At 34.1% G+C, this 26,036-nt stretch carries 22 protein-coding genes and 2 tRNA genes; 13 read left to right on the top strand and 11 right to left on the bottom strand.

Annotation, left to right across the window (positions count from 1 at the left end; all coding sequences use genetic code 11):
- Nucleotides 1-52: 52 nt before the first annotated feature.
- From GN105_RS08520 to GN105_RS08500, 5 genes are all read right to left on the bottom strand, one after another.
- On the bottom strand, nt 53-2,143 hold the full coding sequence (locus GN105_RS08520) for an alpha-L-fucosidase (RefSeq protein WP_155284983.1): 2,091 nt from the start codon (nt 2,141-2,143) through the stop codon (nt 53-55).
- 54 nt (nt 2,144-2,197) lie between these two features.
- Nucleotides 2,198-3,367, bottom strand: coding sequence for a hypothetical protein (locus GN105_RS08515; RefSeq protein WP_155284982.1), 1,170 nt, complete (start codon nt 3,365-3,367; stop codon nt 2,198-2,200).
- A 152-nt stretch (nt 3,368-3,519) separates the two neighbouring features.
- Nucleotides 3,520-3,777 carry a 30S ribosomal protein S20 gene (gene rpsT, locus GN105_RS08510; protein WP_041990149.1) on the bottom strand — a complete coding sequence of 86 codons (258 nt, stop codon included), beginning with the start codon at nt 3,775-3,777 and terminating at the stop codon, nt 3,520-3,522.
- Nucleotides 3,778-3,840: 63 nt separating this feature from the next.
- A tRNA-Glu gene (locus tag GN105_RS08505) sits at nt 3,841-3,912 on the bottom strand.
- Nucleotides 3,913-3,950: 38 nt separating this feature from the next.
- Nucleotides 3,951-4,022: transfer RNA gene (locus GN105_RS08500), tRNA-Glu, on the bottom strand.
- Between the two features lie 454 nt (nt 4,023-4,476).
- Between GN105_RS08500 and nhaA the strand changes: the two genes are divergently transcribed.
- The 8 genes from nhaA to GN105_RS08460 all read left to right on the top strand — a co-directional run bounded on the left by nhaA (nt 4,477) and on the right by GN105_RS08460 (nt 13,385).
- Nucleotides 4,477-5,628 (top strand): Na+/H+ antiporter NhaA, encoded by a 1,152-nt coding sequence (nhaA, locus tag GN105_RS08495; protein WP_155284981.1) that lies wholly within the window; start codon nt 4,477-4,479, stop codon nt 5,626-5,628.
- 113 nt (nt 5,629-5,741) lie between these two features.
- Nucleotides 5,742-6,284 carry a GNAT family N-acetyltransferase gene (locus tag GN105_RS08490; protein WP_227977346.1) on the top strand — a complete coding sequence of 181 codons (543 nt, stop codon included), beginning with the start codon at nt 5,742-5,744 and terminating at the stop codon, nt 6,282-6,284.
- 85 nt (nt 6,285-6,369) lie between these two features.
- The gene (locus GN105_RS08485; RefSeq protein ID WP_155284980.1) at nt 6,370-6,942 is read left to right on the top strand and encodes a Crp/Fnr family transcriptional regulator; all 573 of its coding nucleotides are present in this window, start codon (nt 6,370-6,372) and stop codon (nt 6,940-6,942) included.
- A gap of 103 nt (nt 6,943-7,045) precedes the next feature.
- A complete protein-coding gene (locus tag GN105_RS08480) occupies nt 7,046-8,437 on the top strand; it encodes a TolC family protein (protein WP_155284979.1) in 1,392 nt (463 codons plus the stop codon).
- Between the two features lie 57 nt (nt 8,438-8,494).
- A complete protein-coding gene (locus tag GN105_RS08475; RefSeq protein WP_155284978.1) occupies nt 8,495-9,472 on the top strand; it encodes an HlyD family secretion protein in 978 nt (325 codons plus the stop codon).
- Nucleotides 9,473-9,511: 39 nt separating this feature from the next.
- Entirely contained in the window at nt 9,512-10,675 is a 1,164-nt protein-coding gene (locus GN105_RS08470; protein ID WP_155284977.1) for an ABC transporter permease, read from the top strand.
- On the top strand, nt 10,662-11,837 hold the full coding sequence (locus GN105_RS08465; RefSeq protein WP_155284976.1) for an ABC transporter permease: 1,176 nt from the start codon (nt 10,662-10,664) through the stop codon (nt 11,835-11,837). The genes GN105_RS08470 and GN105_RS08465 overlap by 14 nt, the downstream gene beginning before the upstream one ends.
- Before the next feature lie 48 nt (nt 11,838-11,885).
- Nucleotides 11,886-13,385 carry a polysaccharide deacetylase family protein gene (locus GN105_RS08460; RefSeq protein ID WP_155284975.1) on the top strand — a complete coding sequence of 500 codons (1,500 nt, stop codon included), beginning with the start codon at nt 11,886-11,888 and terminating at the stop codon, nt 13,383-13,385.
- A gap of 250 nt (nt 13,386-13,635) precedes the next feature.
- On the opposite strand, the gene GN105_RS08455 is transcribed toward GN105_RS08460, so the two are convergent.
- Nucleotides 13,636-13,782 (bottom strand): hypothetical protein, encoded by a 147-nt coding sequence (locus tag GN105_RS08455; protein ID WP_155284974.1) that lies wholly within the window; start codon nt 13,780-13,782, stop codon nt 13,636-13,638.
- Between the two features lie 22 nt (nt 13,783-13,804).
- The gene (locus GN105_RS08450) at nt 13,805-15,331 is read right to left on the bottom strand and encodes a catalase (protein ID WP_155284973.1); all 1,527 of its coding nucleotides are present in this window, start codon (nt 15,329-15,331) and stop codon (nt 13,805-13,807) included.
- Between the two features lie 304 nt (nt 15,332-15,635).
- On the opposite strand from GN105_RS08450, the gene GN105_RS08445 reads away from it, so the two are divergent.
- From GN105_RS08445 to msrB, 4 genes are all read left to right on the top strand, one after another.
- Nucleotides 15,636-16,187: an RNA polymerase sigma factor gene (locus tag GN105_RS08445; RefSeq protein ID WP_155284972.1), complete on the top strand. Its 552-nt coding sequence runs from the start codon at nt 15,636-15,638 to the stop codon at nt 16,185-16,187.
- Nucleotides 16,180-16,452 carry a hypothetical protein gene (locus GN105_RS08440; protein ID WP_155284971.1) on the top strand — a complete coding sequence of 91 codons (273 nt, stop codon included), beginning with the start codon at nt 16,180-16,182 and terminating at the stop codon, nt 16,450-16,452. The genes GN105_RS08445 and GN105_RS08440 overlap by 8 nt, the downstream gene beginning before the upstream one ends.
- Before the next feature lie 95 nt (nt 16,453-16,547).
- Complete coding sequence (locus GN105_RS08435; RefSeq protein ID WP_155284970.1) at nt 16,548-17,006, top strand: DUF417 family protein; 459 nt, start codon at nt 16,548-16,550, stop codon at nt 17,004-17,006.
- A 19-nt stretch (nt 17,007-17,025) separates the two neighbouring features.
- Entirely contained in the window at nt 17,026-18,138 is a 1,113-nt protein-coding gene (gene msrB / locus GN105_RS08430) for a peptide-methionine (R)-S-oxide reductase MsrB (RefSeq protein WP_373279397.1), read from the top strand.
- A gap of 76 nt (nt 18,139-18,214) precedes the next feature.
- Here msrB and pheT read toward each other — a convergent pair whose 3' ends face one another.
- The 4 genes from pheT to GN105_RS08410 form a co-directional block, all read right to left on the bottom strand.
- Complete coding sequence (gene pheT / locus GN105_RS08425) at nt 18,215-20,647, bottom strand: phenylalanine--tRNA ligase subunit beta (protein WP_155284969.1); 2,433 nt, start codon at nt 20,645-20,647, stop codon at nt 18,215-18,217.
- A 153-nt stretch (nt 20,648-20,800) separates the two neighbouring features.
- A complete protein-coding gene (locus tag GN105_RS08420) occupies nt 20,801-21,742 on the bottom strand; it encodes a phosphatase domain-containing protein (RefSeq protein ID WP_155284968.1) in 942 nt (313 codons plus the stop codon).
- Nucleotides 21,739-22,923, bottom strand: coding sequence for a hypothetical protein (locus tag GN105_RS08415; RefSeq protein ID WP_155284967.1), 1,185 nt, complete (start codon nt 22,921-22,923; stop codon nt 21,739-21,741). The genes GN105_RS08420 and GN105_RS08415 overlap by 4 nt, the downstream gene beginning before the upstream one ends.
- Nucleotides 22,924-22,934: 11 nt before the next feature.
- The gene (locus GN105_RS08410) at nt 22,935-24,248 is read right to left on the bottom strand and encodes a class I SAM-dependent methyltransferase (RefSeq protein ID WP_155284966.1); all 1,314 of its coding nucleotides are present in this window, start codon (nt 24,246-24,248) and stop codon (nt 22,935-22,937) included.
- Between the two features lie 333 nt (nt 24,249-24,581).
- Between GN105_RS08410 and sucC the strand changes: the two genes are divergently transcribed.
- Nucleotides 24,582-25,775 carry an ADP-forming succinate--CoA ligase subunit beta gene (gene sucC, locus GN105_RS08405; RefSeq protein WP_155284965.1) on the top strand — a complete coding sequence of 398 codons (1,194 nt, stop codon included), beginning with the start codon at nt 24,582-24,584 and terminating at the stop codon, nt 25,773-25,775.
- Nucleotides 25,776-26,036: the final 261 nt, after the last annotated feature.

Here is a 26,036-nt window from a genome sequence, read left to right as displayed (position 1 = left end):
TTACGTATGATTATTTAGGAAGCGATATTAAACTTCCTGATGCAATTGCATTTTATTTGGTAAGTACTCCTATTTCTGCAAAAGTAGCTCTGTTTGAATTATCAACAACGGCAGTAGAACTTAATCTGATAAATTTAGCTTTTTTCGCATCGAAATGAATTCGTTGTTCAATAGGATTATTTTTGATGTTTCCGAACTCACCTTCAGAGGCTTTCGTCCATTTTTTACCATCAAGGCTGACTTCAAATATGTAATGACTAATAGTTCCTGAAGCCCATCTGTCTTGTGATGGTAAGTAAGTAAATCCTTTTAATTCAAGCACTTCACCTAAATTAATTGTTACAGATTGCTTCACACCTTCTTGAGGAGTTGAAAACGAAGAATTCTGGTTTTCATCAATAATGCTTGTCGCTTTTGATACATCACCTGAACTTACAGCCGTTACAGTCCATAGTTTTTTTGAAACATCTACTTGGTGAGTTGATACGTCACTGAATTTGTTTCTAACTCTGTCGAAAGCGATGGTTTTCAGCGTTGTTGGTTCATTCAAAAAGAATGGTTTTTCATATTTTAGAGAATTTTCCGTAGGGTCTGTTCCATCTAAAGTATAGAAAATTTCTGTGTTTTTTTCTGGAGCAGACAATGAAATTTCACCGTCTTTTGTTCGTTTGAATTTAGGTGCAACCAGTAGGTTAGGAGCGTTATAAATTCCGATGTTTGAAATGATAGGAATATCTTTTGAATCAATGATTGTAAAACGAACTTTGGAAGTGGTTACAGGCTCAAAACGTAAAATGCGTTTGTAACCGATGGTAGTTTGTTTGTCAATGCTATTCCATTGTCCGTCTGTTTGATACTCAAGTTTGAATTCTTTAACTCTTTGTCCTAAAGGAATATACTCCTGAACTAAAAAGCGATTGAAGGTTATTGGCTCATCGAAAGAAAATTCCAACATAGCAGTTTTGATACCTTCATCGGTTGTCCAATATGTGCTGTTATCTTCATCAGCTACGTTTTCTACTTTGAAAAGAGAGTGTTTTTCTCGTACATTAGAAGCTTTAATTTTTGCTTTAGATACCAGATTATCAGTAAAATCGGCATCGATTACAGCTTTTAATTCCATTAGGCGTTTAATATCATTTTCGTGAACCAATCCTCTGGTATCTACGGGTAAATTCAGTAATAAAGAGGCATTTCTTCCCACAGAATTATAATAAATAGCTACAACTTCTTCCAATGAACGCACTTGATGGTCTTCACGTTTGTGGTAATACCATCCCGGACGAATTGAAACGTCAGCTTCCGCAGGAACCCACTTATCTCCGTCTTCATCTCCTTTTTGCAGATGCTCACGTTTGGAATGCCCAGCCCAAGTATTATCATTGTTGAAAGAAGCCCAATTAGTTTCCGTTCCGTAGCCGTACTCATTTCCAATCCAGCGAACATCAGGACCTCCATCTCCGAAAATAACAGCATTAGGTTGTAATTCTCGTACAATTTGAGTTACTTTATCCCATTGATAATAAGTTTTAGAGTCAATTTTACGAGTTTCATTTGCACCACCATAATAACCTGAACCTCCGTTAGCTCCGTCAAACCAAACTTCAAAAATTTCTCCGTAATTTGTTAGTAATTCACGAAGTTGGTTGTGGAAATATGTAACATATTCCTCTCTCCCATATTCTGCGTGATATCTATCCCAAGGCGACAAATACACGCCAAATTTCAATCCTGCTTTTTTACAAGCTTCGGAAAGGTCTTTTAATAAATCTCCTTTTCCGTTTTTCCAAGGAGAATTTTTTACAGAATGTTCAGTATAAGCAGAGGGCCACAAACAGAAACCGTCGTGGTGCTTGGCAGTGATGATAACACCTTTCATTCCGGCATTTTTAATGACTCTAACCCATTGATTTACATCTAAGTTTGTTGGATTAAATTTTTCGGGTTTTTCATCACCCAATCCCCATTCCATATCAGTAAAAGTATTCATATTGAAATGAATAAAGGCATAATATTCCAACTGATGCCAATCTAATTGACGCTGTGAAGGAATTGCACCAACTGCTTGAGGTTCTCGGATAGTTTTGCAGGAAAATAATAATCCCACAATGATTAAAAAAGTTAACGTTTTTGTAGTCTTCATTGTAATAAGTATTTGATTAAATAAATTTTATACATATTTCTTTATTTGATGAATTTACATTATATTATCTGGATTTTGTAAATTATCATTAGTTGATTTTGTGTTTTTATTGTTTATACTTTGAATTGTATCAGGTTGTGATTTAATGTATTGCATTTGATTTTCCAAGTCACTATCATAAAAATTATTAATTCTCAAGATAATGTCATTGAAAGTATTTTGCATATTCCTGATGCTTTTCTGAACATCTTCTTTTTGAAAATTAGGATTATTTTTCACATTATCAGCAAGTTCTTTTACCTGAGTTTCAAACAATCTGAAACGAGCCTTTATGGCCGGAGCCTCAATTTTTTCAGGGAAAGCATCTTCTGCGAGTAGTTGTTTTAATTCTTCTTCAATTTGCATAAGCCAAAAGAACACAGTGTAGTAAGAACTTTCCACAGAGGATTGTTCCTTGATAATTTTATCAGAATATTCTCCAATTTTTGAGAAATATTTTGTCGGAATCTGAAGCGTTGGGCGGTAAAAAAGAATATTATCTCCATTTTTTGAATCTTCTTCAAAAGATAATTTGATGCCGTGTACGCCTTCATTTTTTGGGACGAATGTTAGCTGAAGTTCTTTCCAATTATCATCAAGTAACTTGACTTTCTTTGTGTTAGTATGTTCGGTATAAGAACTATCCAGAACAAAAATTTCCTTATATAAATCTTCTTCCTTTTCAGAAAATCCTAAAGTTACCGTATTATAATTCAAATTTTTTGCAAAAACGGAAAAAGTATAGGGGATATTTTTAACCAGAAATTTATTCCACTGCATAAAAGAAATTTCTTTATCCTTTTTTTTCTCTAATCGAAAAATAGTGTCTTTCAGATTGTTATGAGTACGCCAGTCTCTTTCAACGGTGATATTTTCGTAGATGGTTTTTGTATTAATAGGAGCTAAACGATTGTAAATCAATAAGGAATCTGGATTTGAATTTACAAGATTTTCGGTATTTTTGATTTTTGAAGGAGCCATACTAACAATTACCTGCATCAAAGATTGAAATGACTTCCAACTTCTAATATCAGATTGTGCATTTGAAGAAATATCCGCAATGCTGAATTCTTCAAACTCAATGGACTTTACCTTATGTTCCTTAGGTAGTTTGCTTGTATCTGTATTATTTTTACAAGAATATGAAGCTGTTAGTAATATTATGATAAGTAACCGATATAACATATCTGTGTTTTTGAGAGCCCAAAGATAGAGTTTTAAAATGAGAAAAAAAAGAGAAAAAAGGTAGTTAGGAATAGTTTTGACAAAAAGATACAAAAATATAGCCAAGTTATGAAATAACTCGGCTATAATAATAAATCTAAAAACCTAAATGACTATTTAGCTAACTTGTTCAGATGTTTTGCTAAACTACTTTTTAAATTTGATGCTTTATTGCTATGAATAATATTTTTCTTAGCTAACTTGTCAATCATTGAAACAACTTTTGGGAAAAGCTCTTTAGCTTCATCCAAATTTTCTAATGCACGTAACTTTCTAACAGCGTTACGAGCTGTTTTGTGTTGGTAACGATTTCGCAGACGAGCAGCTTCGTTTCTTCTAATTCTCTTTAATGCTGATTTATGGTTTGCCATTGTTTGATACTTTCTTTATTTTTTAGTTGAAAAAGATATAGATGTATATCTAAAAAACTTTTGTAGTCCGTAGGGGAATCGAACCCCTGTTACCAGGATGAAAACCTGGCGTCCTAACCCCTAGACGAACGGACCTTAAAAACAAAACTATTATTCTATGTTACGAAAATTTGTAGTCCGTAGGGGAATCGAACCCCTGTTACCAGGATGAAAACCTGGCGTCCTAACCCCTAGACGAACGGACCATTTTTTAGAACTTACAATGTCACATCTGCTTCATTGCGGTTGCAAATGTACAACAATTTTTCATTCTGGCAATACCTATGGCAAAAAAAAATCATTTTTTTTGTGTTTTGTTTTTTAATTATTTGATAATTAGGTTTTTATTTTTTATCTTTTTGATGAATTATTTTTTTACAAAAGTAATTTTGAACCAAATTAGAAGCTTTTTGAAGATAATTTGCGGAGTGTGATTGGTAATTTGCTTTCTCGGAGCTTTATTTAATCTATCGGTTTTTAAATTTATACCTTAACTATATCATTGCTCTCAAGATATGTTGATATTCTTTTTTATATTGATAAAAAATTAAAGATTTTGCATTGCACTGTTAATTTTTTTCTTAAAATATTGTTTATTGGTGTGTTTTTTCTTATTTTTGTCCCTGAATTTTTAATTTTTAAGTAAAAAGATAGGATTAGATGAAGCAAACAAAATTATTTAAAGAATTTTTTAATAGTGAAAAAGCAGGTGGAGTGGTGCTTATTTTTTGTACAGCGATTTCGTTACTTGTTGCAAATAGCTCTTTTGGAGAGGGGTATCTTGGTTTTTGGAATACTTATTTTCAAGGGCATAGCATAGCTCACTGGGTGAATGATGGATTAATGGCAATATTCTTTTTGCTTATTGGTTTGGAATTGGAAAGAGAAGTATATAAAGGTGAATTATCAAACATCAAAGATGCCTTGCTTCCTATTTTTGGGGCATTAGGAGGAATTTTATTACCTGCAGGGATTTATCTTTTATTCAACTTTGGAACAGAGACTCAGTCAGGAGCAGGAATTCCGATGGCAACAGATATTGCCTTCGCTTTGGGGATTTTAGCTTTATTAGGAAATAGAGTTCCTGTGTCATTAAAGGTTTTTCTGACGGCATTGGCTGTAATTGATGATTTGGGGGCGATTATTATCATTGCTATATTTTACACAAAGGAACTATTCTTATCAAACCTTTTTATCGCATTGGGTATTTTCGCTTGTTTATTGGTTTTGAACAGACTAAAAGTTCGGAATTTGATTCCTTATATTATAGGTGGTGTTGTTATGTGGTATTTTATGCTACATTCAGGAGTTCACGCTACCATAACGGGAGTGTTGCTTGCTTTTGCGATTCCTTTTGGAAATGGAGATGAAAAATCAACATCGTACGTATTGCAACATTTTCTGCATAAGCCAGTTGCCTTTGTGATTCTTCCTATTTTTGCTTTGGCTAATACTGCGATTTTATTTAGCGGAAACATTACCGAAACATTAACCGAAAATTACAGTTTGGGAATATTGCTTGGTTTGATAGTGGGCAAGCCTTTAGGGATATTTTTATTGACATTTTTGGCTGTAACTTTTGGACTTTGTAAGTTGCCTTCCGAATTAAACTGGAAATCTATATTTGGTATAGGACTTCTGGGAGGAATTGGATTTACAATGTCAATTTTTATAACATTGTTAGCTTTTGATAATGAGTTGATTATAAATAATGCCAAATTAATTATCTTAATATCTTCGTTAGTAGCAGGTGTTCTTGGTTTTGTTACTTTAAAATTGTCATTAAAATCAAAAGTAGCTGTAGAAGAATAAATTTTATTGCAGATTATCAGTAAATTACAAGTAAATGTAATTTAACTTTAATATATGAATTCACTGAAGAAATTTGGATATTTGTTTGAATTTCTTTGGTGAATTTTTTTATTATGATTTTTGAAATGGAGAAAAATAGTTATCAATTTCGCAAAGCTTTGCTATCTGATTTACAAGGAATTTGGGGAATTATTTTGTTTGCAAAAGAAATGCGTAAACAAGAGGGAAGTCAGCAATGGCAAGACGGTTATCCGAATGAAAAAACAATACGGAGTGATATTGAAAAAGGATATGGAAATGTAATTGAATCCGAAGGGGAAATAGTGGCATATTTTGCTTTAATTTTCGATAAAGAGCCTGCTTATGAAGTGATTGAAGGAAAATGGAAGACGCAAGGAGATTATGCAGTTGTACACCGAATGGCTGTAGCTAAATCGTTTAAAGGCAAAGGAATAGGTAAAGAGATTCTTAAAAAAGTTGAAAAAGTAAGCATTCAAAATAATGTGTTTAGTGTACGTATTGATACTAATTTTGATAATATCCCGATGCTTAGAATACTTGAAAAACTGGGTTATGTGTATTGTGGTGAGGTCTATTTTAGAGGTTCTGCACGCAAGGCTTTTGAAAAGGTTTTAGTTATTTCAGGAAATTTGTGATTCTGTCAAATAATTAGATAATATTAGTATTTGATAAACAAAAAATCCTTGTTATATTTGCAAGGAGAATTAACTTTTGTTTTAAATGGAATTAATTAGCTATTTGCGTCAAGAAATAAAATTAGGAAAACCTCTTTTAGAAGAAATTGATAAAATATTTGATTATCAGGAAGTAAAGAAGGGGACAATTCTTTTTAAAGAAGGATGTAAGTCGCAACAAGTATTCTTTTTTGAAAAGGGGTTGGCACGAATGTTTTATCAGAAAGATGGTAAGGACATTACTCATTTCTTTTTTTCGGAGGATATGTTTTGTCTTTCAACACAAAATATTTTTCTGCACGAAAGACATTTTCAGAATATAGAAATATTGGACAATAGCGTATTAAGAGTTGCCAACTTTGAAGATATAGAAAATTATTCGGAAACAATTCCTCAAATTAACAGATTGATTTTTAAAGAGTTTAGTAATTACATACAAATGCTCAATCATAAAATTTACGGTTTGCAATTTCAGACAGCAGAAGAACGTTATTTGCATTTACTTACTCAGCATCCAAGGATTTTGCAACGGGTTTCGCTCGGGCATATTGCTTCTTACTTGGGAATTACACAGCAAACTTTGAGCGTAATTCGCCGAGAAACGGCTAAAAATAAGTGATTTACAAAGATATTTCACTATTTCGTATAGCTTTTTAATAAATATTAAAAATTTTGAAATAAACACAAATTATTTTTGCCCTCGAATTTTCAAAAACATTTTTATGAAATATTCTTTCACAATTATCATTGGTTTATTAACGATTAACCTTTCTGCCCAAAGTCTTTCCTTTTCAGAGGCTTTGGATAAAATGTATGGAGGAAATCAAAAGCTAAAAGGTGTTCAAAAACAACAAGAAGCATCGATTTTTGAGCAAAAATCGTACAGAGGATTATATTTCCCTCAAGTAGGACTCAGTGCGAGTTATTTGCATATGAGTGATGCTTTGTATTTGGATATGAACCCAGCTCGTGATAAGATAACACAAAGCATAGCCGGTTTACCTCCGTTACCAATTTTGGGGCAATTGCTCGCTCCTGTGATGCCTCATTTTCAGAAAGATTGGAGTTATAAATTCCAAGAGCCTGATATTTTCAAATTTACGGCAGACCTTAAATGGGTGTTATATGCAGGGGGAAAGGTTCGTGCTGCAAACAAAGTAGGTTCTTTTAAGGCTGAAATCGTCAATGAGGAATTGGAAAAAACCGAAAACGCTCTTATTTCAGAGTTAGCTGAACGTTATTTCCAAACACAATTGGCACAATCTGCAATTGAGGTGCGTCAGAAAGCATTGGAATCTGCCAAATCTCACTATACCAATGCTCAAAAACTTGAAGCAAACGGAATGATTGCTCCAATCGAAACAATGCAAGCAGAAAGAGCAGTTACTGATGCTGAGAGAGAACTTTTGGCTTCACAGAAAGATTTTGAACTTGCTCAAACGGCTCTTTGGGGAGTGATAGGAGGAGAGCAAGGCACTGTTTTTACACAACTTTCAACTGAATTGTTTGAGGTAGGAGTGCTTAAGCCATTGGAATTTTACCAGCAACAAGCAAAAGAAAATTACCCTGCCATAGTTCAAGCCCGATTGAAAAAGCAAATGGCTAAGCAAAATACGAAAGTGCAACAATCGGCTTTTTTGCCTGATGTGGCTGTGGTTGGGAAAAAATATATTTTGGAAAAAAACTTGCCTATTACCGAGCCTAATAATTGGTACGTAGGCGTTGGACTTCAATGGAATTTGTTTAATGGCTTTCAGGATAAAAATCGGATAGCACAAGCCAAATCCATCCAGGAAAGTGCAGAACTTTTAACGGCTCAAGCAGAAAAAGACATTCAAACTTTGGTTAAAAAGTATTACACCGAGATACAAAAACAACAAGAACAGTTACAAAGTTTAGAAAAAAGCGTGCGTTTTGCCGAGGAATTAGTTCGTGTGCGTCAGAAATCTTTTACGGAAGGATTCAGTAACTCCACCGATGTGGCAGATGCAAACCTTTATTTGGCAGCAATTAAAATAAAACGCTATCAAGCAATGTTTGAGATGGATAAAGCACTTGCACAACTTCTGGAAACCAGTGGTTTGAGTAAAGAATTTGTGAATTACGTGAAGTAAGTTTTAGAAAGATTACATAATATTAGATACAAAATTCGTACACAAAAAAATTAAGAAATGAAAAGAGGAAATATAACAGGAATTATCACTACAATAATTATTTTTCTACTTGTTATCGGAGTATCCGTTTGGATTTTCAGTAGTTCCGAGCCGATTTACTTACAAGGGCAAGTAGAAGCCAAACAGATAAACGTAGCTCCTAAAGTACCGGGAAGGGTAAAGGCAATTTACAAAAAAGAAGGCGATTTGGTAGAAGCCGGAGATTTGCTTTTGGAACTTGAAAGTACGGAACTTGATGCTAAACTTTCACAAGCTCAGGCTGCTCGGTTAGCCGCTCAAGCTCAATCTAATAAAGCACAAAAAGGAGCAAGAGCAGAACAAATTCAAGGAGCTTATAATGTTTGGCAACAGGCTCAGGCAGCAGCTAATTTGGCTGAAAAAACATATCAAAGAGTAAGCAATCTTTATGAAGATAAGGTGCTTCCTGCACAAAAAAAAGATGAAGCTTATACACAAATGATTGCTTTGCAAAAACAAGCACAAGCAGCTCAATCTCAGTATGAAATGGCAAAAAACGGAACTCGTTCTGAGGATAAAGAAGCTGCACAAGCTTTGGTAGCACAAGCTCAAGGGGTAATCACCGAGGTAGAAGCTTATAAAGAAGGAGCAAAAGTATTCGCTCCGTCACGTGCTGAAATCCAGACGATTATCCCTAATGAAGGAGAAATAGTTAATGCCGGTTATCCTGTTATGAATCTGATTGACCCGACAGATAAATGGGTGGTTTTCAACATTCGAGAGGATAAAATGAATCAGTTTAAAGTAGGAGCGAAATTCAAAGCGATTGTTCCGGCACTAAATAATGAAACTATTGAATTGGAAGTGAAACACATAGCCTTACAAGCCGATTTCGCTACTTGGACGGCAACAAAAAGTAAAGGTGATTTTGACCGAAAAACATTTGCTATCAAGGCTTATCCGGTTCGTGATGTGAAAGATTTGCGTGTAGGTATGTCGGTTTTGGTTGCTGAGTAATTTGTGAGGAAGGAAATCCTTACTTAATGATTTTCCAATATGAAGCATTTTTTATTTATTTTCTACAACGAGTGGAAGAATCTTCTTTTTGCACCCAAACGCTTATTTTATGTATTGGCATTGCCTTTGTTACTTTTCACTCTTTTTAGTTTGCTCTTTAAAAGCGAAGTGCCAAGGGATTTGCCAATGGCATATATAGATAGAGACCAAACTCAACTTTCTTCAAAGTTGGTAACTATGCTTGATGCTACTCCTTCCATTCGGATAGCTGTCCCTGTAACAGATGAATCGGAGGCTAAAAAACTTATTCAACAACAGAAAGTTTTCGGTTTTATAGAAATACCTTCGGATTTTCATAAGAAAATTCTACAAGGAAATTTTCAAGAAGTTGTTTGCTATACCAATGGGCAGTTTATAATGGCTTCTGGGTTGATATCCAGAGATTTTCAAACTACTATTGGTACTTTTTCAGCAGGTGTTATGATGCAAAAGAAAACTCAAAAAGGAATGCAACTTCAAAAGGCACTTGCTGAGGCACAACCCATATTGATAGACGAACACGTGTTGTACAATCCTTTCACGAATAATGCTTTTTATTTGCTTACAGCCCTTCTTCCGATGATGTTACAAATGGTTGTGATGATGGTAACGGTGTATGTATTAGGAATAGAATTTCGATATCAGCAAGGAAAATATTGGCTTGAGCAGAGTGGAGGAAATCCTGCCATAGCGTTGATAGGTAAGTTGTTACCCTACACGATTGCTTTATTTTTTGTGTCGTGGTGGATGAACTTTCTGTTATTTAAACTTGTGGGAGCTCCTTTACAAACAAATATGTTTTCGGTAACTTTGATAACTTGTCTTTTGGTGGTGGTTTATCAAATAATAGGAATTACCATAGCTTCTGTTATTCCTGATTTTCGTACGGCACTCACCATTGGGAGCGGATTTACAGCCATTGCCTTTTCTTTTTCTGTATATACGTTTCCTGTGGAAGGATTACCGGCTTCGATGCAGTATTTGGCTAATATATTTCCGTTTACGCACTTTTTGGAATATTACGTGAACAGAGCAGTTAAAGGAATACCTTTTGTATTCACTTGGAAATCAATATTATCGTTAAGTCTTTTTATGTTGTTGTTTGTATGGGGATACGGAAAATTTGTAAAAATGATTAAAAAAGGAGGATATGAAAAAGCTTAATGAATATTCACAGGCATTTATAAAAACATTTTTCTGGGAATGGAAGTACATTTTCAGAGATAAAGCGGTGTTTTCATCCTTCATTTTAGTCGCTGTTTTGGTTTCTTTTTTATATACGTATTTATATTCGAGGGAAACCTTGCAAGAACTTCCCATAGGAATAGTAGATGAGGACAATACAGCTAATAGTCGGCAATTTTTACGTATGTTGGACGCTACAAGTCAGGTAGTTATTGTTGATTCGTATGCGAATTTACAAGAAGCTGAACAAGAGTTTAAAAAACAGCATATTAGGGGAATTGTTGTTGTTCCGAAGGATTTTAACAGAGATTTGCAACGAGGGGAACAGCCTGTGGTTTCTGTCTTTACAGATGCTTCATATTTATTGTATTACAAACAGGTTTTGACAGCAACGAAAGTGAGTGCTACCTATATGAATGTAGGGGTACAGCTTAAAAAAACAGCATCGCAAGGGAAACTTCCTTCACAAGCTAAGGATGACACACTTGCAGTAGGGGGCAAGGTTGTGAGTTTATATAATCCTTCGTTGGGATACGCTACTTTTTTGATTCCTGCAGTTTTGGTAATTATTTTTCAGACAACAATTTTAACCGCAATAGGAATTTTGGGCGGAACAATGCGTGAAGAAAGAAAATTTCATAAACTTTATGCAAATTCAGAAGGATTTATCGGTGCTTTGTTTATCGTAATGGGAAAGGCGACTGCATATCTGATTATCGGATTGATAATTCTTTTGATGATGCTTGGTATTGTGATGCCAATTTTTGGAATTCCGATGCGTGGTAATTTCCTTTCTGTGGTAACATATATGATACCTTTTTTGCTGGCTGTGGTATTTTTGGGGATTTTTCTGATTAATTTTTTCAAAAGGAGGGAAGATGCCATATTGCTGGTAATGTACACTTCTATACCTTCTATCCTTTTAATCGGAATTGCGTGGCCTTCACAAGCGATGCCTCAATGGTTGGGAAAACTTAGTTATCTTATCCCCACTACATTAGGAGCAAAAGGATTTGTATCATTAACTCAAATGGGAGCAACTTTGCCAACAATACAGGCTTTTTGGTTTGGAATGTGGGCATTGTGTATTTTTTACTTAGTTTTGGCAGTTTTTTCCATCAGAAAAATGGTAAATGAATAGGAATTTGTCTATTTTTGCAGAAGATTTTTATAAAAATAAGGAAATAAAATGAAAAAGAAACTAATATCAATAAGTTTTGTTGTTGCTTTGATTTTTTCAGGTTGTAACAACACTAAAACAAAAACAAATTCGTCTGCTGAAAATACAGAATCAAACGCAGAAATTACTGAGTTTATACCTCTTCCTGAGGAAACTATCGTTACTAATTCCGAAGAAGATATTCAAGTTTATACCGTAAAAGTTGGGAATGACCCCGAAAAAAGCCACTTGACGGCTTCATTTCCTATTACTGCATATGATTTTGTAAATCAGAGTGAAAGAGATTTTACTGAAACTTTTGTGAATGAATTTAAACAAACGTTTAAGGAAGACCAAAATAAAGAATCCGTATCAAGTTTAGATTTCAATCAACATTTTGAAGTGAAATACCATACGGAAGATTTTATGATTTTTCTTCACGAGCGAAATGTTTCTTACGGAAATACTTATGATGATTCGTTTGTAGCTTCGGTTTTTGATTTGAAAAACAAAAAGAAACTTCAACCCGAAGATTTTTTCAAAAACAAGGAAAGTTTCGAGCAGTTTACTCAAGAAATTAGGAATATTGCTCGCGATTTATTGAAAAAACGTGTGCAAGAATCTTCTGATTACGATAACGATGATGAACGAAATGAGGTAATACAATCTTTGGAAGAAGCATTGATAGAAGGCACGTTTCCTACTGAAAAAAACTATGATGCTTTGTTCTTTGACGAAAAAGGCGATTGGTATGTTCTTTTCGATAAATATCAGATAGCCAGTGGTTCAATGGGGAATTTTTCAGTGAAAATTTCACAAAATATCATTGAAAAATATGTTAGTGATGTGTTTTTAAAAATTTTCAAGAAAGAAGAAATAATCGCTCCAGTTTCTGATATAAACGTTTCAGAACCTGTATATTCGGAAGTAGATTGCTCTAAGGTTCCGTGTGTCGCACTTACTTTTGATGATGGACCCTCAGTGTACACTTCACAGTTGTTAGATGCCTTAAAAGAGGAAAATGTAAAAGCTACTTTTTTCGTGTTGGGGAAATCGGCATCGGTTCAAAAACAGACTATTAAACGTATGTCAGAAGAGGGGCATAACATTGGAAATCACTCGTATGACCACAAGGATTTTCGTAAAATTTCAGAAGAAGAAGCATTACGACAAATTAAATTAACCGATGAAATCATAGTTGGAATTACGGGTGAAAAGCCACGTTATTTTCGCTTTCCGTATGGGGCTCATACTAAGGAGAATTTGGAAATGGTGGGCAGACCTGTAATTATGTGGAATGTTGACCCACTTGATTGGAAATATCGTGATGCAAGCCGTGTAGCCGAAGCAATGTCCAAAACTTCACCACAGGGAATCATCTTGGCACACGACATTCACAAGAGTACTGTACAGGCAATTCCGCAGGTAATCAAAAACTTAAAAACACAAGGTTATCAAATCGTATCGCTTGATGATTTATTCCGTCATAAAGAATTGAAAAACGGACAAAAATATTCCAGCGGAAAGTAAATTTCAGAGAAAAAAATATTTATAAAGGTTCAGATAATAAAAAAGTCGTTAGATACTCTAATGACTTTTTTATTGTCGTTATTCAAAAACAATTAAAACTAATGAAAAATAAAAACGAATTGGTGATTGTAAATCTCTCGAAGAAGGAGATAAAGATTTAGAACGAGATATACTTGAAAAGTTAAATTGCTTTTTTGATTTTGGTAAACAAAAAAGGAATCGAAATTTCGATTCCTTTTTTATATTGATTTTATGGTCGTGTTATAAAAAGTATGATTATAGTTCCGATTGTCAGGCTGAGCAAAGTCAGCGAAGACTTGGAGCTGAGTATGTGCATCGAAGCCTTATTATTTACAAGACTCGCTCTGACAGAAATATCCTCTCTTTGAGGTGTCATACTTTTTGCATCACTTCTGATTTTATTTATGTCCGAAAGGGCATTCCATTTTTTTGTGAGCCACAGGACCTAAATTTAATGCTGGATGTTCGTAGGTTAAAACCTCTTGCATAGTAAGTCCGAGTGCGTCGGCAACACCTTTGGCATACGCAGGATCAGCGTGATAACAGTTGCGAATATGTCGGATTTGAATGAATTTTTGAGCTCCGCCAATGGCTCTTGCCGTATTTTCAAATAAGGCTTTTTTCTGCTCATCGTTCATCAATTGGAACAATTTACGTGGCTGTGTGAAATAATCATCATCGTCTTCACGGAAATCATAATTGTAAGCATCTCCGTTAAGTGATAAAGGTGGATCTTGAAATTGTTTTTGTTCTTGCCAAAGTCCGAAGCTGTTAGGTTCGTAATGTTTGGTGGAACCGTAGTTACCATCTACTCGCATTGCACCATCTCTGTGGTATCCGTGTACAGGACATTTGGGAGCATTTACCGGGATTTGATTGTGGTTTACGCCCAAACGGTAACGGTGCGTGTCTCCGTAAGAAAACAAACGACCTTGTAACATTCTGTCAGGTGAAAAACCAATTCCTGGTACTACGTTCGCAGGACTGAAAGCAGATTGCTCCACTTCGGCAAAGTAATTTTCAGGATTTCTGTTCAGTTCAAATTCTCCCACAGGAATCAAAGGGAAATCTTTTTTGTACCAAACTTTGGTTAAGTCGAACGGATTGTATTCCAAATTTCTGGCTTGCTCTTCGGTCATAATTTGCACGAACATTTTCCATTTCGGGAAATTTCCGTTTTCGATGGCTTCGTACAAATCTTTTTGATGCGATTCTCTGTCCATTCCCACCAATTTAGCAGCTTCTTCATCAGTTAGGTTTTCAATGCCTTGTTGTGAAACCAAGTGGAATTTTACCCAGTGGCGTACCCCTTCTTTATTGATGAATGAGAAAGTATGGCTGCCGAATCCGTGCATTGTACGATACGATTTCGGGATACCACGGTCGCTCATCACGATAGTTACTTGGTGAAGAGCCTCAGGAAGAAGTGTCCAGAAATCCCAGTTATTATCGGCAGAACGCATATTGGTTCGTGGGTCACGTTTTACGGCGTGATTCAAATCAGGGAATTTAAGTGGGTCGCGAAGGAAGAATACAGGCGTGTTGTTACCTACCAAATCCCAGTTTCCTTCATCAGTGTAGAATTTCATTGCAAAACCGCGGATATCACGCTCAGCATCAGCCGCTCCACGCTCTCCCGCAACGGTAGAAAAACGTACGAACATTGGTGTTTCCTTCCCGATTTCGGCAAAGATAGAAGCCTTGGTATATTGCGTAATATCGTGCGTTACTTTAAATGTTCCGTAAGCCCCCGAACCTTTGGCGTGCATTACGCGTTCAGGAATTACTTGACGGTCAAAGTGAGCCATTTTCTCTAAAAACCATACATCTTGTAAAAGAGCAGGACCTCTTTTACCTGCGGTCATCGTGTCTTGATTGTTTGCAACAGGAGCTCCTGATGCATTTGTTAGCTTGTTATTGTTCATTTTTATTCTCTATTTGTTTTGTGTTTGCAAAGGTAGCACTATTCCTACTCATATAACATTTTATTGACTGTTATTTTTTATATCAAAATAGATTTTACTTATGTTTTTTGCTTGAAACTATAAATTTTTCTAATGATTTTTGATTTTCAGTTGAATAGAAAAAGATTATTAATCTTAGGAAAGATGGAAAGTAAAAACGTTGGAAAATTATTTTCAAAAAATTATTTTTGCACTTGATTTATTAAGAATCACTCATAAAATCTCCAAAAACAGAATTTTAATTGTTAAGGAATAAGTTAAATAAGTGAAACAAAAAGAAGAACAAATAACACAGTGGATTGAAATGTATTCAGAGTCATTGCTCAATAGGGCTTTATACTTGGTTTCGGATAAGGAAGATGCAGCTGATATTGTGCAAGAAGTGTTTCTTGTGGCTTACACTTCATTTGATTCTTTTCAAGGGAAAAGTAGTCCGCTTACGTGGTTGTACAATATTCTTCGTAATAAAATTGCTGATTTTTACCGAAATAAGTATAAAAATCCTGTGAATACAAGCCTTTCCGATTTTTTTGACGAAGAAGGTTCTTGGACAGACCAAAGCATTCTTAATTCTTGGCAAGAAATATCTGAAAACTCCTCAGAAAAAGAAGATTTTTCGCAAGTTTTGGACGAATGTATTGAAAAATTGCCACCACGTTGGAAAATTCTTGTGAAACTTTATTATTTGGAAGATAAAAAGACAGAAATAGTTTGTCAGGAAATGGAAATTTCAACGACTAATCTTTGGAAGATATTACAGCGGAGTCGTTTGCAACTCAGAAAATGTCTGGAAATAAATTGGTTTGGAAATGTTTAGCAGAATTATACATTATTTTATATTGCCTTGTAGTGAAATTTCATTACTAATCGAAAAGAAAACAGCGGGAAAACTTTCTTTCTTTGAAAAAATGCGTCTTTTTTTACATTTGCGATTGTGTCGTTTGTGTGAAATGTATCACAAAAAGGTAACATTTTTGGATAAATCGCTTCAAAATACAGAAATCAGTGAGAAAAAAGTTACTTTTGATAATTCTGAAATACAGTTGTTTAAAGATAAAATGAAAGAAAAATTAAAAAAATAATTCTTTTTTTGTCAGGTTTTTAAAAAGTTAACGACTATGGGAATGTACGATTAATCATACATTTTTGTAAAATAACTTTTTAATAATTGAATCAGATGGAAAAACAAATTTCAAATTGTCCGCTATTGGATGAAAAAATCTATAAAATAGGTTATTATGTATCTCTTTTTGGGACAGTTTTGATATTATTTTGGATAGGAATTTTTAAGTTTACAACTGCTGAAGCCAACGCGATAAAACCTTTGGTTGAAAATCATTTTTTAACATTTTGGGTGTATGATTTGATGAGTGTACAAGCCGTTTCAAACATTGTTGGTATTATTGAAATTATATTGGCTTCACTGCTTTTACTCAGTCCGTTTTTTCCAAAATTAGGAAAATACGCTGCCTTCGGAATGATAATAACCTTTTTAGTAACAATTAGTTACTTGTTTACGACTCCAAATATGTGGCGAAAAGTAGAATGGCTTCCCATTACAGATTTTTTTATACTGAAAGACGTTGTGTTATTGGGTTTTAGCTTGATGCTGGTAGGAAAACAAGTGAAAAAATAATTTAAAATTAGATATTGAAATGAAAAATATAACTACTTTTATAGCAATATTGCCTATGATGATTCTGCTTACGAGTCAATGCAAAACATCGAAAGAATCAATGAAAATGAAGGAATCAGGAATGAAAAAGCAAAATATGGAAATGAAAACAATGAATAACGAGAAGAATATGAAAGAAATTTACTTTGCAGGAGGCTGTTTTTGGGGAACAGAACACTTCTTTAAACAAATTCGTGGTGTGGTTGCCACTCAGGTTGGATATGCGAACGGTAATACACAAAAACCAAGTTATGAAGAAGTATATACCGATAAAACGGGATTTACCGAAACTGTAAAGGTTGTGTACGACCCTAAACAAGTTGATTTACAATTGCTTTTGGATTTGTTCTATGAAACTATTGACCCTACCAGTTTAAATAAACAAGGAAACGATATAGGAACACGTTATCGCACAGGGATTTACACCACTGATGAGGCTGACAGAAAAATGATTGAGAAATCGCTTAGTGAATTGGCTTCAAAGTATAACCAGCCGATTGTAATTGAGAATTTACCATTGAAAAATTTTTATGATGCAGAAGAATATCATCAGAATTATTTGGATAAAAACCCAGGAGGCTATTGTCACATAAACCCCCAATTGTTTCAAATGGCGAAGGAGGCCAATCCTTTACAAAAATCTATGGAAAAACAATTTGAAAAGCCTAATGATGCTATTTTAAAAGAGCAACTTTCTGAAATTCAGTATAATGTAACACGGAAAAACGCTACCGAACGTCCGTTTGATAATGAATATTGGGATGAGTTTCGCGAAGGAATTTACGTAGATATTACAACAGGCGAACCACTTTTTATTTCAACAGATAAATTTGAATCGGGATGCGGTTGGCCAAGTTTTTCAAAACCAATTGATAAGAAACTTATTGCCGAAAAAATAGATAAATCACACGGAATGACTCGTGTAGAAGTCCGAAGTAAAACAGGTGATGCTCATTTAGGACACGTATTTACGGATGGACCTGCTGACAAAGGAGGATTACGTTATTGTATCAATAGTGCTTCTTTGCGTTTCATTCCAAAAGAAGAAATGAAAAAAGAAGGTTACGGAGATTATATAAAACTGTTAAAATAATTACTTGATATAGAATTAGATAAAAAAGGACGGGAATTTATAAATTCCCGTCCTTTTTGTTTTGAAAAAAATGTTTTTAATCTCTTAAAACGGCACCTAACTTTTCTTCAAATTTTTGTAACAAATTCTGCATTGATTTATCAATTTGCTTGTCTGTCAGGGTTTTATTAATATCTTGAAGTGTGAAACTTACCGCATAACTTTTTTTGCCTTCCGGAAGTTTATCTCCTTGATACACATCAAATAAACTTATGTTTTTCAAAATGGATTTTTCAGTTTCAAAAGCAATTTTATAAATATCGCTAAATGAAATATTTTCATCAAGTAACAGAGCCAAATCGCGTCTTACTTTCGGAAATTTAGAAATTTCTTGATAAATAATTTTCTGATTTTTAATGTTCTCAAGAATTATATCCCAACAAATATCGGCAAAGAGAACTTCTTGTTTAATTCCGAAATTTTTGAGAATCTTGCCTTTGACCACCCCAATAGTACCCAAAAAAGTTTCTCCCAAAAACCATCGGAATCCTTCTTGTGCAAAAGAATTATTCTCCTCTAATGGTTTTATTGTGACGTTTTTCAATCCTAAACGCTCAAAAATTGCTTCAATAGTTCCTTTCAAGAAAAAGAAATCTGTCTTTTCAGGAGCAATGTTCCAGTTCTCATTATTCTTATTTCCGGTTGAATACACGATTAAATGTTTCCCTTCATTGTACTGTCCATTCTCAAAATGATAACTTTTGCCAAATTCGAAAAACTTCAAATCGGAACTTTTACGATTGATGTTGTATTCAATAACTTCCAATCCGGAGAATAGCAGATTTTTACGCATAAAACTCAAGTCATTACTCAACGGATTAAGAATTTTTACCGCTTTTGTTACATCTTGTTCATAATCTGTAATGACTTTTTCAGGAACGAGGCTATTTGTCATAATTTCAAAGAAACCTTGTCCAATAAGCTGATTAGCAACGGTATTCTGTACATTATGGTCATCAAATTTCGATGAATGTGACATTGAAGCGTTGGTTTTTTCTGAAAAACTAATATTGTTGTAACCGTAAACACGCAGTATTTCTTCAATAACGTCAGCTTCTCTCTGAACATCAACACGATACGAAGGAATTAGAAGCCCTAAACCTCTTTCGGTAATTGAATTTACTTTAATGTCCAACGAATGCAAGATATTCTTAATAGTCTCAGTTGGAATAACTTGACCAACAACCTTATTTACTTTATCAAAAGCCAAGAAAACTTGAAAATCTTCTTGTTTTTTAGGATATAAATCGATAATGTCAGAAGAAATTACTCCTCCGGCAATATTTTCTATCAATATAGCTGCATACATCAGGGCATATTTTACGTCATTGATGTTAATCCCTCTTTCAAAACGGAAAGAAGCATCAGTATTGATTGTGTGTCGTTTAGCTGTTTTTCGTACTGAAATCGGGTTAAAATAAGCACTTTCTAAGAAAACGGTTCGGGTGCTGGCTGTTACACCTGAATTAAGCCCGCCGAGTACTCCTGCAATGCATAGTGGTTTTTCGGTATCACAAATCATTAAATCTTCCGCATCAAGAACGCGTTCTACCCCATCTAAAGTAGTGAATTTTGTTCCTGCTTCAGCTTTTTTCACGATTATCTTTTTACCAACAATGTGATTTACGTCGAAAGCGTGCAGAGGTTGTCCAAGTCCGTGAAGAACATAATTTGTTATGTCAACTATATTATTTTTTGGAGTTAATCCAATGGCTTTGAGCTTGTTTTTTAACCATTCGGGCGATTCGGCAACTTTTACATTGCTGATGGTAACACCTGCATATCGTGGTGCCAAATCTTTGTTTTTAACTTCTACATCAATTTTGGCTAATCTGTTATCTACGTGGAATTTAGTTACAGAAGGAGTGATTAATTCCAAGTGAGTTCCTCGTTGCATCAAACCCGCACGCAAATCACGAGCAACGCCGTAATGGCTCATTGCGTCGGCTCGGTTGGGAGTTAGCCCGATTTCAAAAATTTCATCACTTTCTACCTCAAAAACTTCACTGCAAGGAGTTCCTACTTCGTGCTTATCATCTAAAACTAAGATTCCGTCGTGTCCTTCGCCCAAGCCAAGTTCATCTTCTGCACAAATCATCCCGAAGCTTTCTTCTCCTCTTATTTTTCCTTTTTTTATTTCAAAAGGTTTACCTTCTTTATCAAAAAGAACTGTACCAATTGTTGCTACGGGTACTTTTTGTCCTTTCGCAACGTTGGGTGCCCCACAAACAATTTGCAATACGTTTCCTTGCCCAACATCTACTTTTGTTATTTTTAGTCGGTCGGCATTTGGGTGTTGTTCACATTCCAAAACGTGACCAACCACAACCCCTTTGAGTCCTCCTTTTATGCTTTCAAAAGGTTCAACTCCTTCAACTTCAAGACCTAAATCAGTTAGTAAAGCACTTGTTTGCTCGGAAGGTAAATCAATTTTAATGAAGTTTTTAATCCAATTATATGAAATTTTCATAGTGTGTTTTTAGTAAAATTAAATCATTTTGACGAGGTGCAAATTTACAATTTTCTTATGAAAGAAAAATAGTTTTTATGCTGAAAAAATGAAAAATTAATCACTAAGAATACGATTTATCTTTTATTTTGCTTTTAATTTGTTAAATAGATGTTAAAAGTCTCCGTAATTTACTTGAAAACAAGGCAATCCGAGTTCTTTTCGCCACATATCTACCACTTGATTTCTGTCATCTAAAAGAAATTTTACAAAATATTTTCCCTGAATTTCGTTATCAAAAATTTCTCGTTTGATGATACTATCTTTGCGAAAATCATTTGCATTTCGCATTATAAGTAAGTCATAATCAATATGATGTTTTTCCAAAAAACGGACAGTAGGCTCGCGATAAATATTTTCTCTACCTGAAAGTAAAATTATTTTATATCCCTCATTTTTAGCCATTCTCAATACTTTTGCAACCGGTTCGTTTAACAAATCGTTGTCACAAGTTGAGGCGTTGTAAGGGTCACGACCGTTTAAAAGGGAAAGAGTGCCGTCTAAGTCACAAATTATAGCTTTTGGCAGATTTTTACTTTGTGTAACGTATTTAATTTCAGTTTCTTTTAATCTCCTTGGAATTGGCTGAAAATCAAATTTCTCTTTTGTGAAACGCAACTGATTAACATATTTCTCAATCACTCCTTTTGAAATAAATTTCCCGATTTCCGTATTGCGTTTATCGCAACGTGATACGAGTTCTGCAAGCGGTAAATCAAATACTTTAAATTGAATATCGGCGTATTCTGTGTAAGTTTCTATCATATCTTCAATGGTACGAAGTCCGCAGTTGGTAGCGTCAATTATCACATTGGTTTTACTTTTCAAAAGTGCAATTGCGGAGGCTTCCACCATTTTTGAGATGCGTTCTTCATAGAAGGAATTCATTTTCGTGTCCCCGAATTGCATCGTCCGAAAGTCATCACGATTCACACGCACCCAATTGTCTTCAGTACGTAAAAAATATTTAGCAAAAGTGGATTTTCCTGAACCCGGAGCTCCCACTAAAATAAGCAATTTCGCAAATGTATGTTTGTTGATATTTTGTCGTGTCATAGTCTGCTATCTAATTGTTTTTCAATTTCTTCTCCTAAAATTCTGTCAAGTACCAAATTTTTGAAGTAATAATTTTCTTCATTGATTTGTTTATAAGGCGTTTTAATCATTTTTTGATTGATAGCCCAATCATTGACAGAACATTTTAATTTTGATTTTATGTTTCTTTTGGCTATATTTTCTTGTAATCTATCCTGAAAATCAATTCCATACACGAGTGTTAAATAATCGTTATTCCGAACTTTGAACGCTGGAGGCATACCGGATAAAAAAGCAGTTCGGGGTTTTATCATCACGCCTTCTTCATTGCTTTGATTTACTTGATTTACCCAATGTTGAATTTCCGGAAATTTCTGCTCAAAATCTTCCTGATTTTCAAATTTATAGTGTAAAAAATTATCGTCGTTTACTTGTTTGAAACTTAAATTGTCATTTATAAAAGTTTCTAAGCCGTCCGAATGAATTTCTTTTAGAATATTGAAAGGTTTGAAATACATTTCATCATCTTTTCCGAATACATCTAATTGTTTTTTAAATAGTTGTATGTTTTTTTGATAATTTTCCAGATTCAAAAATTTGAATTTTTTTACCGCTTCGTACTGACGGATAACGTGCATTGGGTATTTTTCTTTTAATTCCTTTGCTGACAACGTTTTAGAATCTTCTGTAAAACAAATAAATTCAGGCGTTTGCTTGATTTTGTTTAATTTTTCGTACAAGTTAGATTCCTTTAAGTAATCACAATGGATTTGGTGCGAAATATAATATCCTGAAAATTCATTGTTAATCAATCCTTTACCTAAAACCGACCAAGGCATCAATTCTGATTGAATAATACGAATTTCCGTATTTTCCCATGAAAACCGAGCGTGAAGTTCTTTTAAAGCATTGGTCCATTTTTCTTTATCCAAATGATTGATTTGATATCCGTTTCGGCTTACTAAATAGCTTTCTTCCAGATTTTTATGTAAATAAATATCACAATACGAACCCATATATTTTTTCTGGATTACTATTTCTGAAACTCCCGCATTTAAAAACCATAAAATTCCTTCGTACAAACTTTCTATTTCATTTCTTTCCAATGATTTAGGAGCAGGAGAAATGGTCGGAGAAAAAGCATTTATTTTATTTTTACAGAACCAATCAATTCTTTTTTTGATGATATTTTTATCTTCCATTGTTGTTGATTTTATTTTTTATTGTTCTCAATTACAACCGCTTGGGTAGGACAAATTTCATTGATTTTATCCCCAATATCGTGAAAAGTGTATTTGTAATTTTTACCTTCCAGACAATTTTTCACAAAACTCTCAAACTGAGATTTATTCCATTCAAAATAATGGTCAGAATGTCGCATATTCTCCTCATTATCAAAATAATGTACATTAAATTCGCTATTTGGCGTGGTTATAATTAACTTGTTGAAATTGAATGACAAACATTGTTTTACCAAACGTTTAGCTTCTTCAGGCGTGTTATGCTCAATAACCTCTGTTAGTAAAATATTTACAGGTTTATCGTATTTAAAATCAGATAAATCGCTAAAGAAAAATAAGTTTTCAGCATCGTATTTTTCTTTAAAATTTTCTACGATTTTTTGTACCTCAGGAGCGGTATCCACCGCAAAATAAGGATGGTTATAATTGTAATTTTTTCGCATAAATCTGCGGTAATATTTTAGTTCGCCACAACCAATATCTAAAATAGGAAAATCAAATTCTAACTGATTGACAGCAAAATCCATACGGCTTCCGTGTGTGTCTGAAAATTGGAATTCAATTTCAATGTTTTGTTTGCGGAAATACGCCTCAAACATCGGTTTGATTTCATTTAACTGGCGTTCACTTTTTACCGCTTTTTTAATGAACAGATAGAATACGAAATAAGGAACGTTATCAATGTTTGTTAAAATACGAGCATATTTTTGAGCAAAAGAATCATCAATGTACGTGAACTCTCCGTATTCGTTGGTGATATGAACAATTACGGCAATGAAACTCAGTAAATTGAAAGCCTCAAAAACATTATTTCCTTGTATGAAAAGGCTGACGTTATTTCCAATTAAAGGAGTGATTTTCACATTTTTGAAATATTTTTCCATCAAAAAATGTCCGTGTTTGTACCAAGAAGAATTGATGTACATATTTTTTACTTCAATGGTACATTCCTCTGTATCAACTTCTTGTTTGGTTTGATGCAGCCATTTGATGGATTGATTGAAATAGGTTTCTTTCTCTTGTAACAAATCTTTAAAAAGCTCATTACAAATGTGCAAAATAACAAGCGGAGAACAATAACTTTGAAAATCAATCTGGTTGCTTTCCTCAGGTAAATAGCTGTATCGTGTGTCTTGAAAAATAACATCGTAACGATTTGGATTTAAAGTATTTCCTATGATTTGTCCGTTACGTAATGATTTTGCGTAAATTCCGAAATCGGTGTTTGGGTTTTTGTTAAGGATGTCCAATAATTTCGGATTTTCTGATTGAATTTGTATAATCATTTTCTTGATGTTTAATTTAAAGAAGAGGAATTCCTTCTTCTGTTAATTTGACGATGCAAAATAAATATTGCGATACGCAATCTTTTTGCGTAGATAAAATAATTTTATATTTTTTCAATATTTTTTTGAAGAATATGTTAGAATATGAATTAAGATTTGTTGTAAGTAATTAATTTTGAAGATAATTATAAGGTAAAATCAGATTGGTTATTGTTTTATTTTAATGTTGATAATCAAATTTTTATAAAAATGTTGCATTTTTGTTATCAATAAATTGAAAAAATCAAAATAGTTTTTTTACATTTGTCAATTAGGATTATAAATTAATTACAAATGAATTTACACGAATATCAAGGAAAAGAGATACTTTCAAGTTTTGGCGTACGCGTGCAACGCGGAATCGTAGCTCAAAGCCCAAAAGAAGCGGTAGAAGCTGCAAAGCAACTAACAGCCGAAACCGGAACGCAATGGTATGTGGTTAAAGCTCAAATTCACGCAGGCGGACGCGGAAAGGGAGGCGGAGTAAAGTTAGCAAAGGGATTGCAAGAAGTTGAACCACTTGCACAGCAAATCATTGGTATGAATTTGGTTACGCCACAAACGCCACCGGAAGGGAAAAAAGTACATCAAGTGCTTATTGCTGAAGATGTTTATTATCCGGGAGAAAGCAAACCTGAAGAGTTTTATATGTCTGTTTTGCTCGACCGTTCCAAAGGAAAAAATATGATTATGTATTCAACTGAAGGCGGAATGGATATTGAAACAGTTGCCGAAGAAACTCCACATTTGATATTTACTGAAGAAATTGACCCAGCCGTAGGGTTGTTGCCTTTCCAAGCTCGCCAAATTGCTTTCAACTTGGGGCTTTCGGGTGATGCACACAAAGAGATGGTTAAATTTGTAACGGCATTGTACAATGCGTATGTTTCTTCCGATTCAAGCCTTTTTGAAATCAATCCCGTTTTAAAAACTTCTGACAATAAAATTTTAGCCGTAGATGCTAAAGTAACTCTTGATGATAATTCGCTTTACCGTCATAAAGATTATGCTGAGTTACGTGATTTACGCGAAGAAAATCCGATTGAAGTAGAAGCTAAAGCGGTAGGACTTAATTATGTAGCCTTAGAAGGAAATGTAGGATGTATGGTAAACGGAGCCGGACTTGCAATGGCAACAATGGATTTGATTAAGCAAGCGGGTGGTTCTCCAGCGAATTTCTTGGATGTTGGAGGAACTGCTGACGCCAAACGTGTAGAAACGGCTTTTCGTATCATTTTAAAAGACCCAAGTGTAAAAGCGATTTTAGTTAATATTTTTGGCGGAATTGTACGTTGTGACCGTGTCGCTCAAGGTATTGTAGATGCTTACAAAAATATGGGAGGAGAAATTACTGTACCTATTATTGTACGTTTGCAGGGAACCAATGCTGAAATAGCCAAAGAAATTATTGACAATTCAGGCTTAGCAGTGCATTCGGCAATTTTATTTCAAGAGGCAGCCGACAAAGTAAAAGAAGTACTGAAATAAGAAATCATTTTGTCAAATAAATTTTTAAGGATAGAGTTCATTCTTTATCCTTATTTTTTTGTGTTATTAGAAAAGTCAAATCAAGCAAAAGAGGATTAAATTCCAGAAAGTTATTTGTTAAAAAATGATTTGATTTTGAATTTTGATGTTGTGTCTTTATTTGTTTGAAAATCAAGTTTTTTGAATATCTCATATTGCTTAAATTTTAACACGTGCACTAAAATAAAATAGTTAAATAAAAAATATTGTTGAAAAAATAAA

The sequence above is a fragment of the Capnocytophaga felis genome (assembly GCF_009684755.1).
Taxonomy (GTDB): Bacteria; Bacteroidota; Bacteroidia; order Flavobacteriales; family Flavobacteriaceae; genus Capnocytophaga; species Capnocytophaga felis.
Note: the sequence above shows the minus strand (reverse complement) of the source record. Positions and strands in the feature narration are given on the sequence as shown.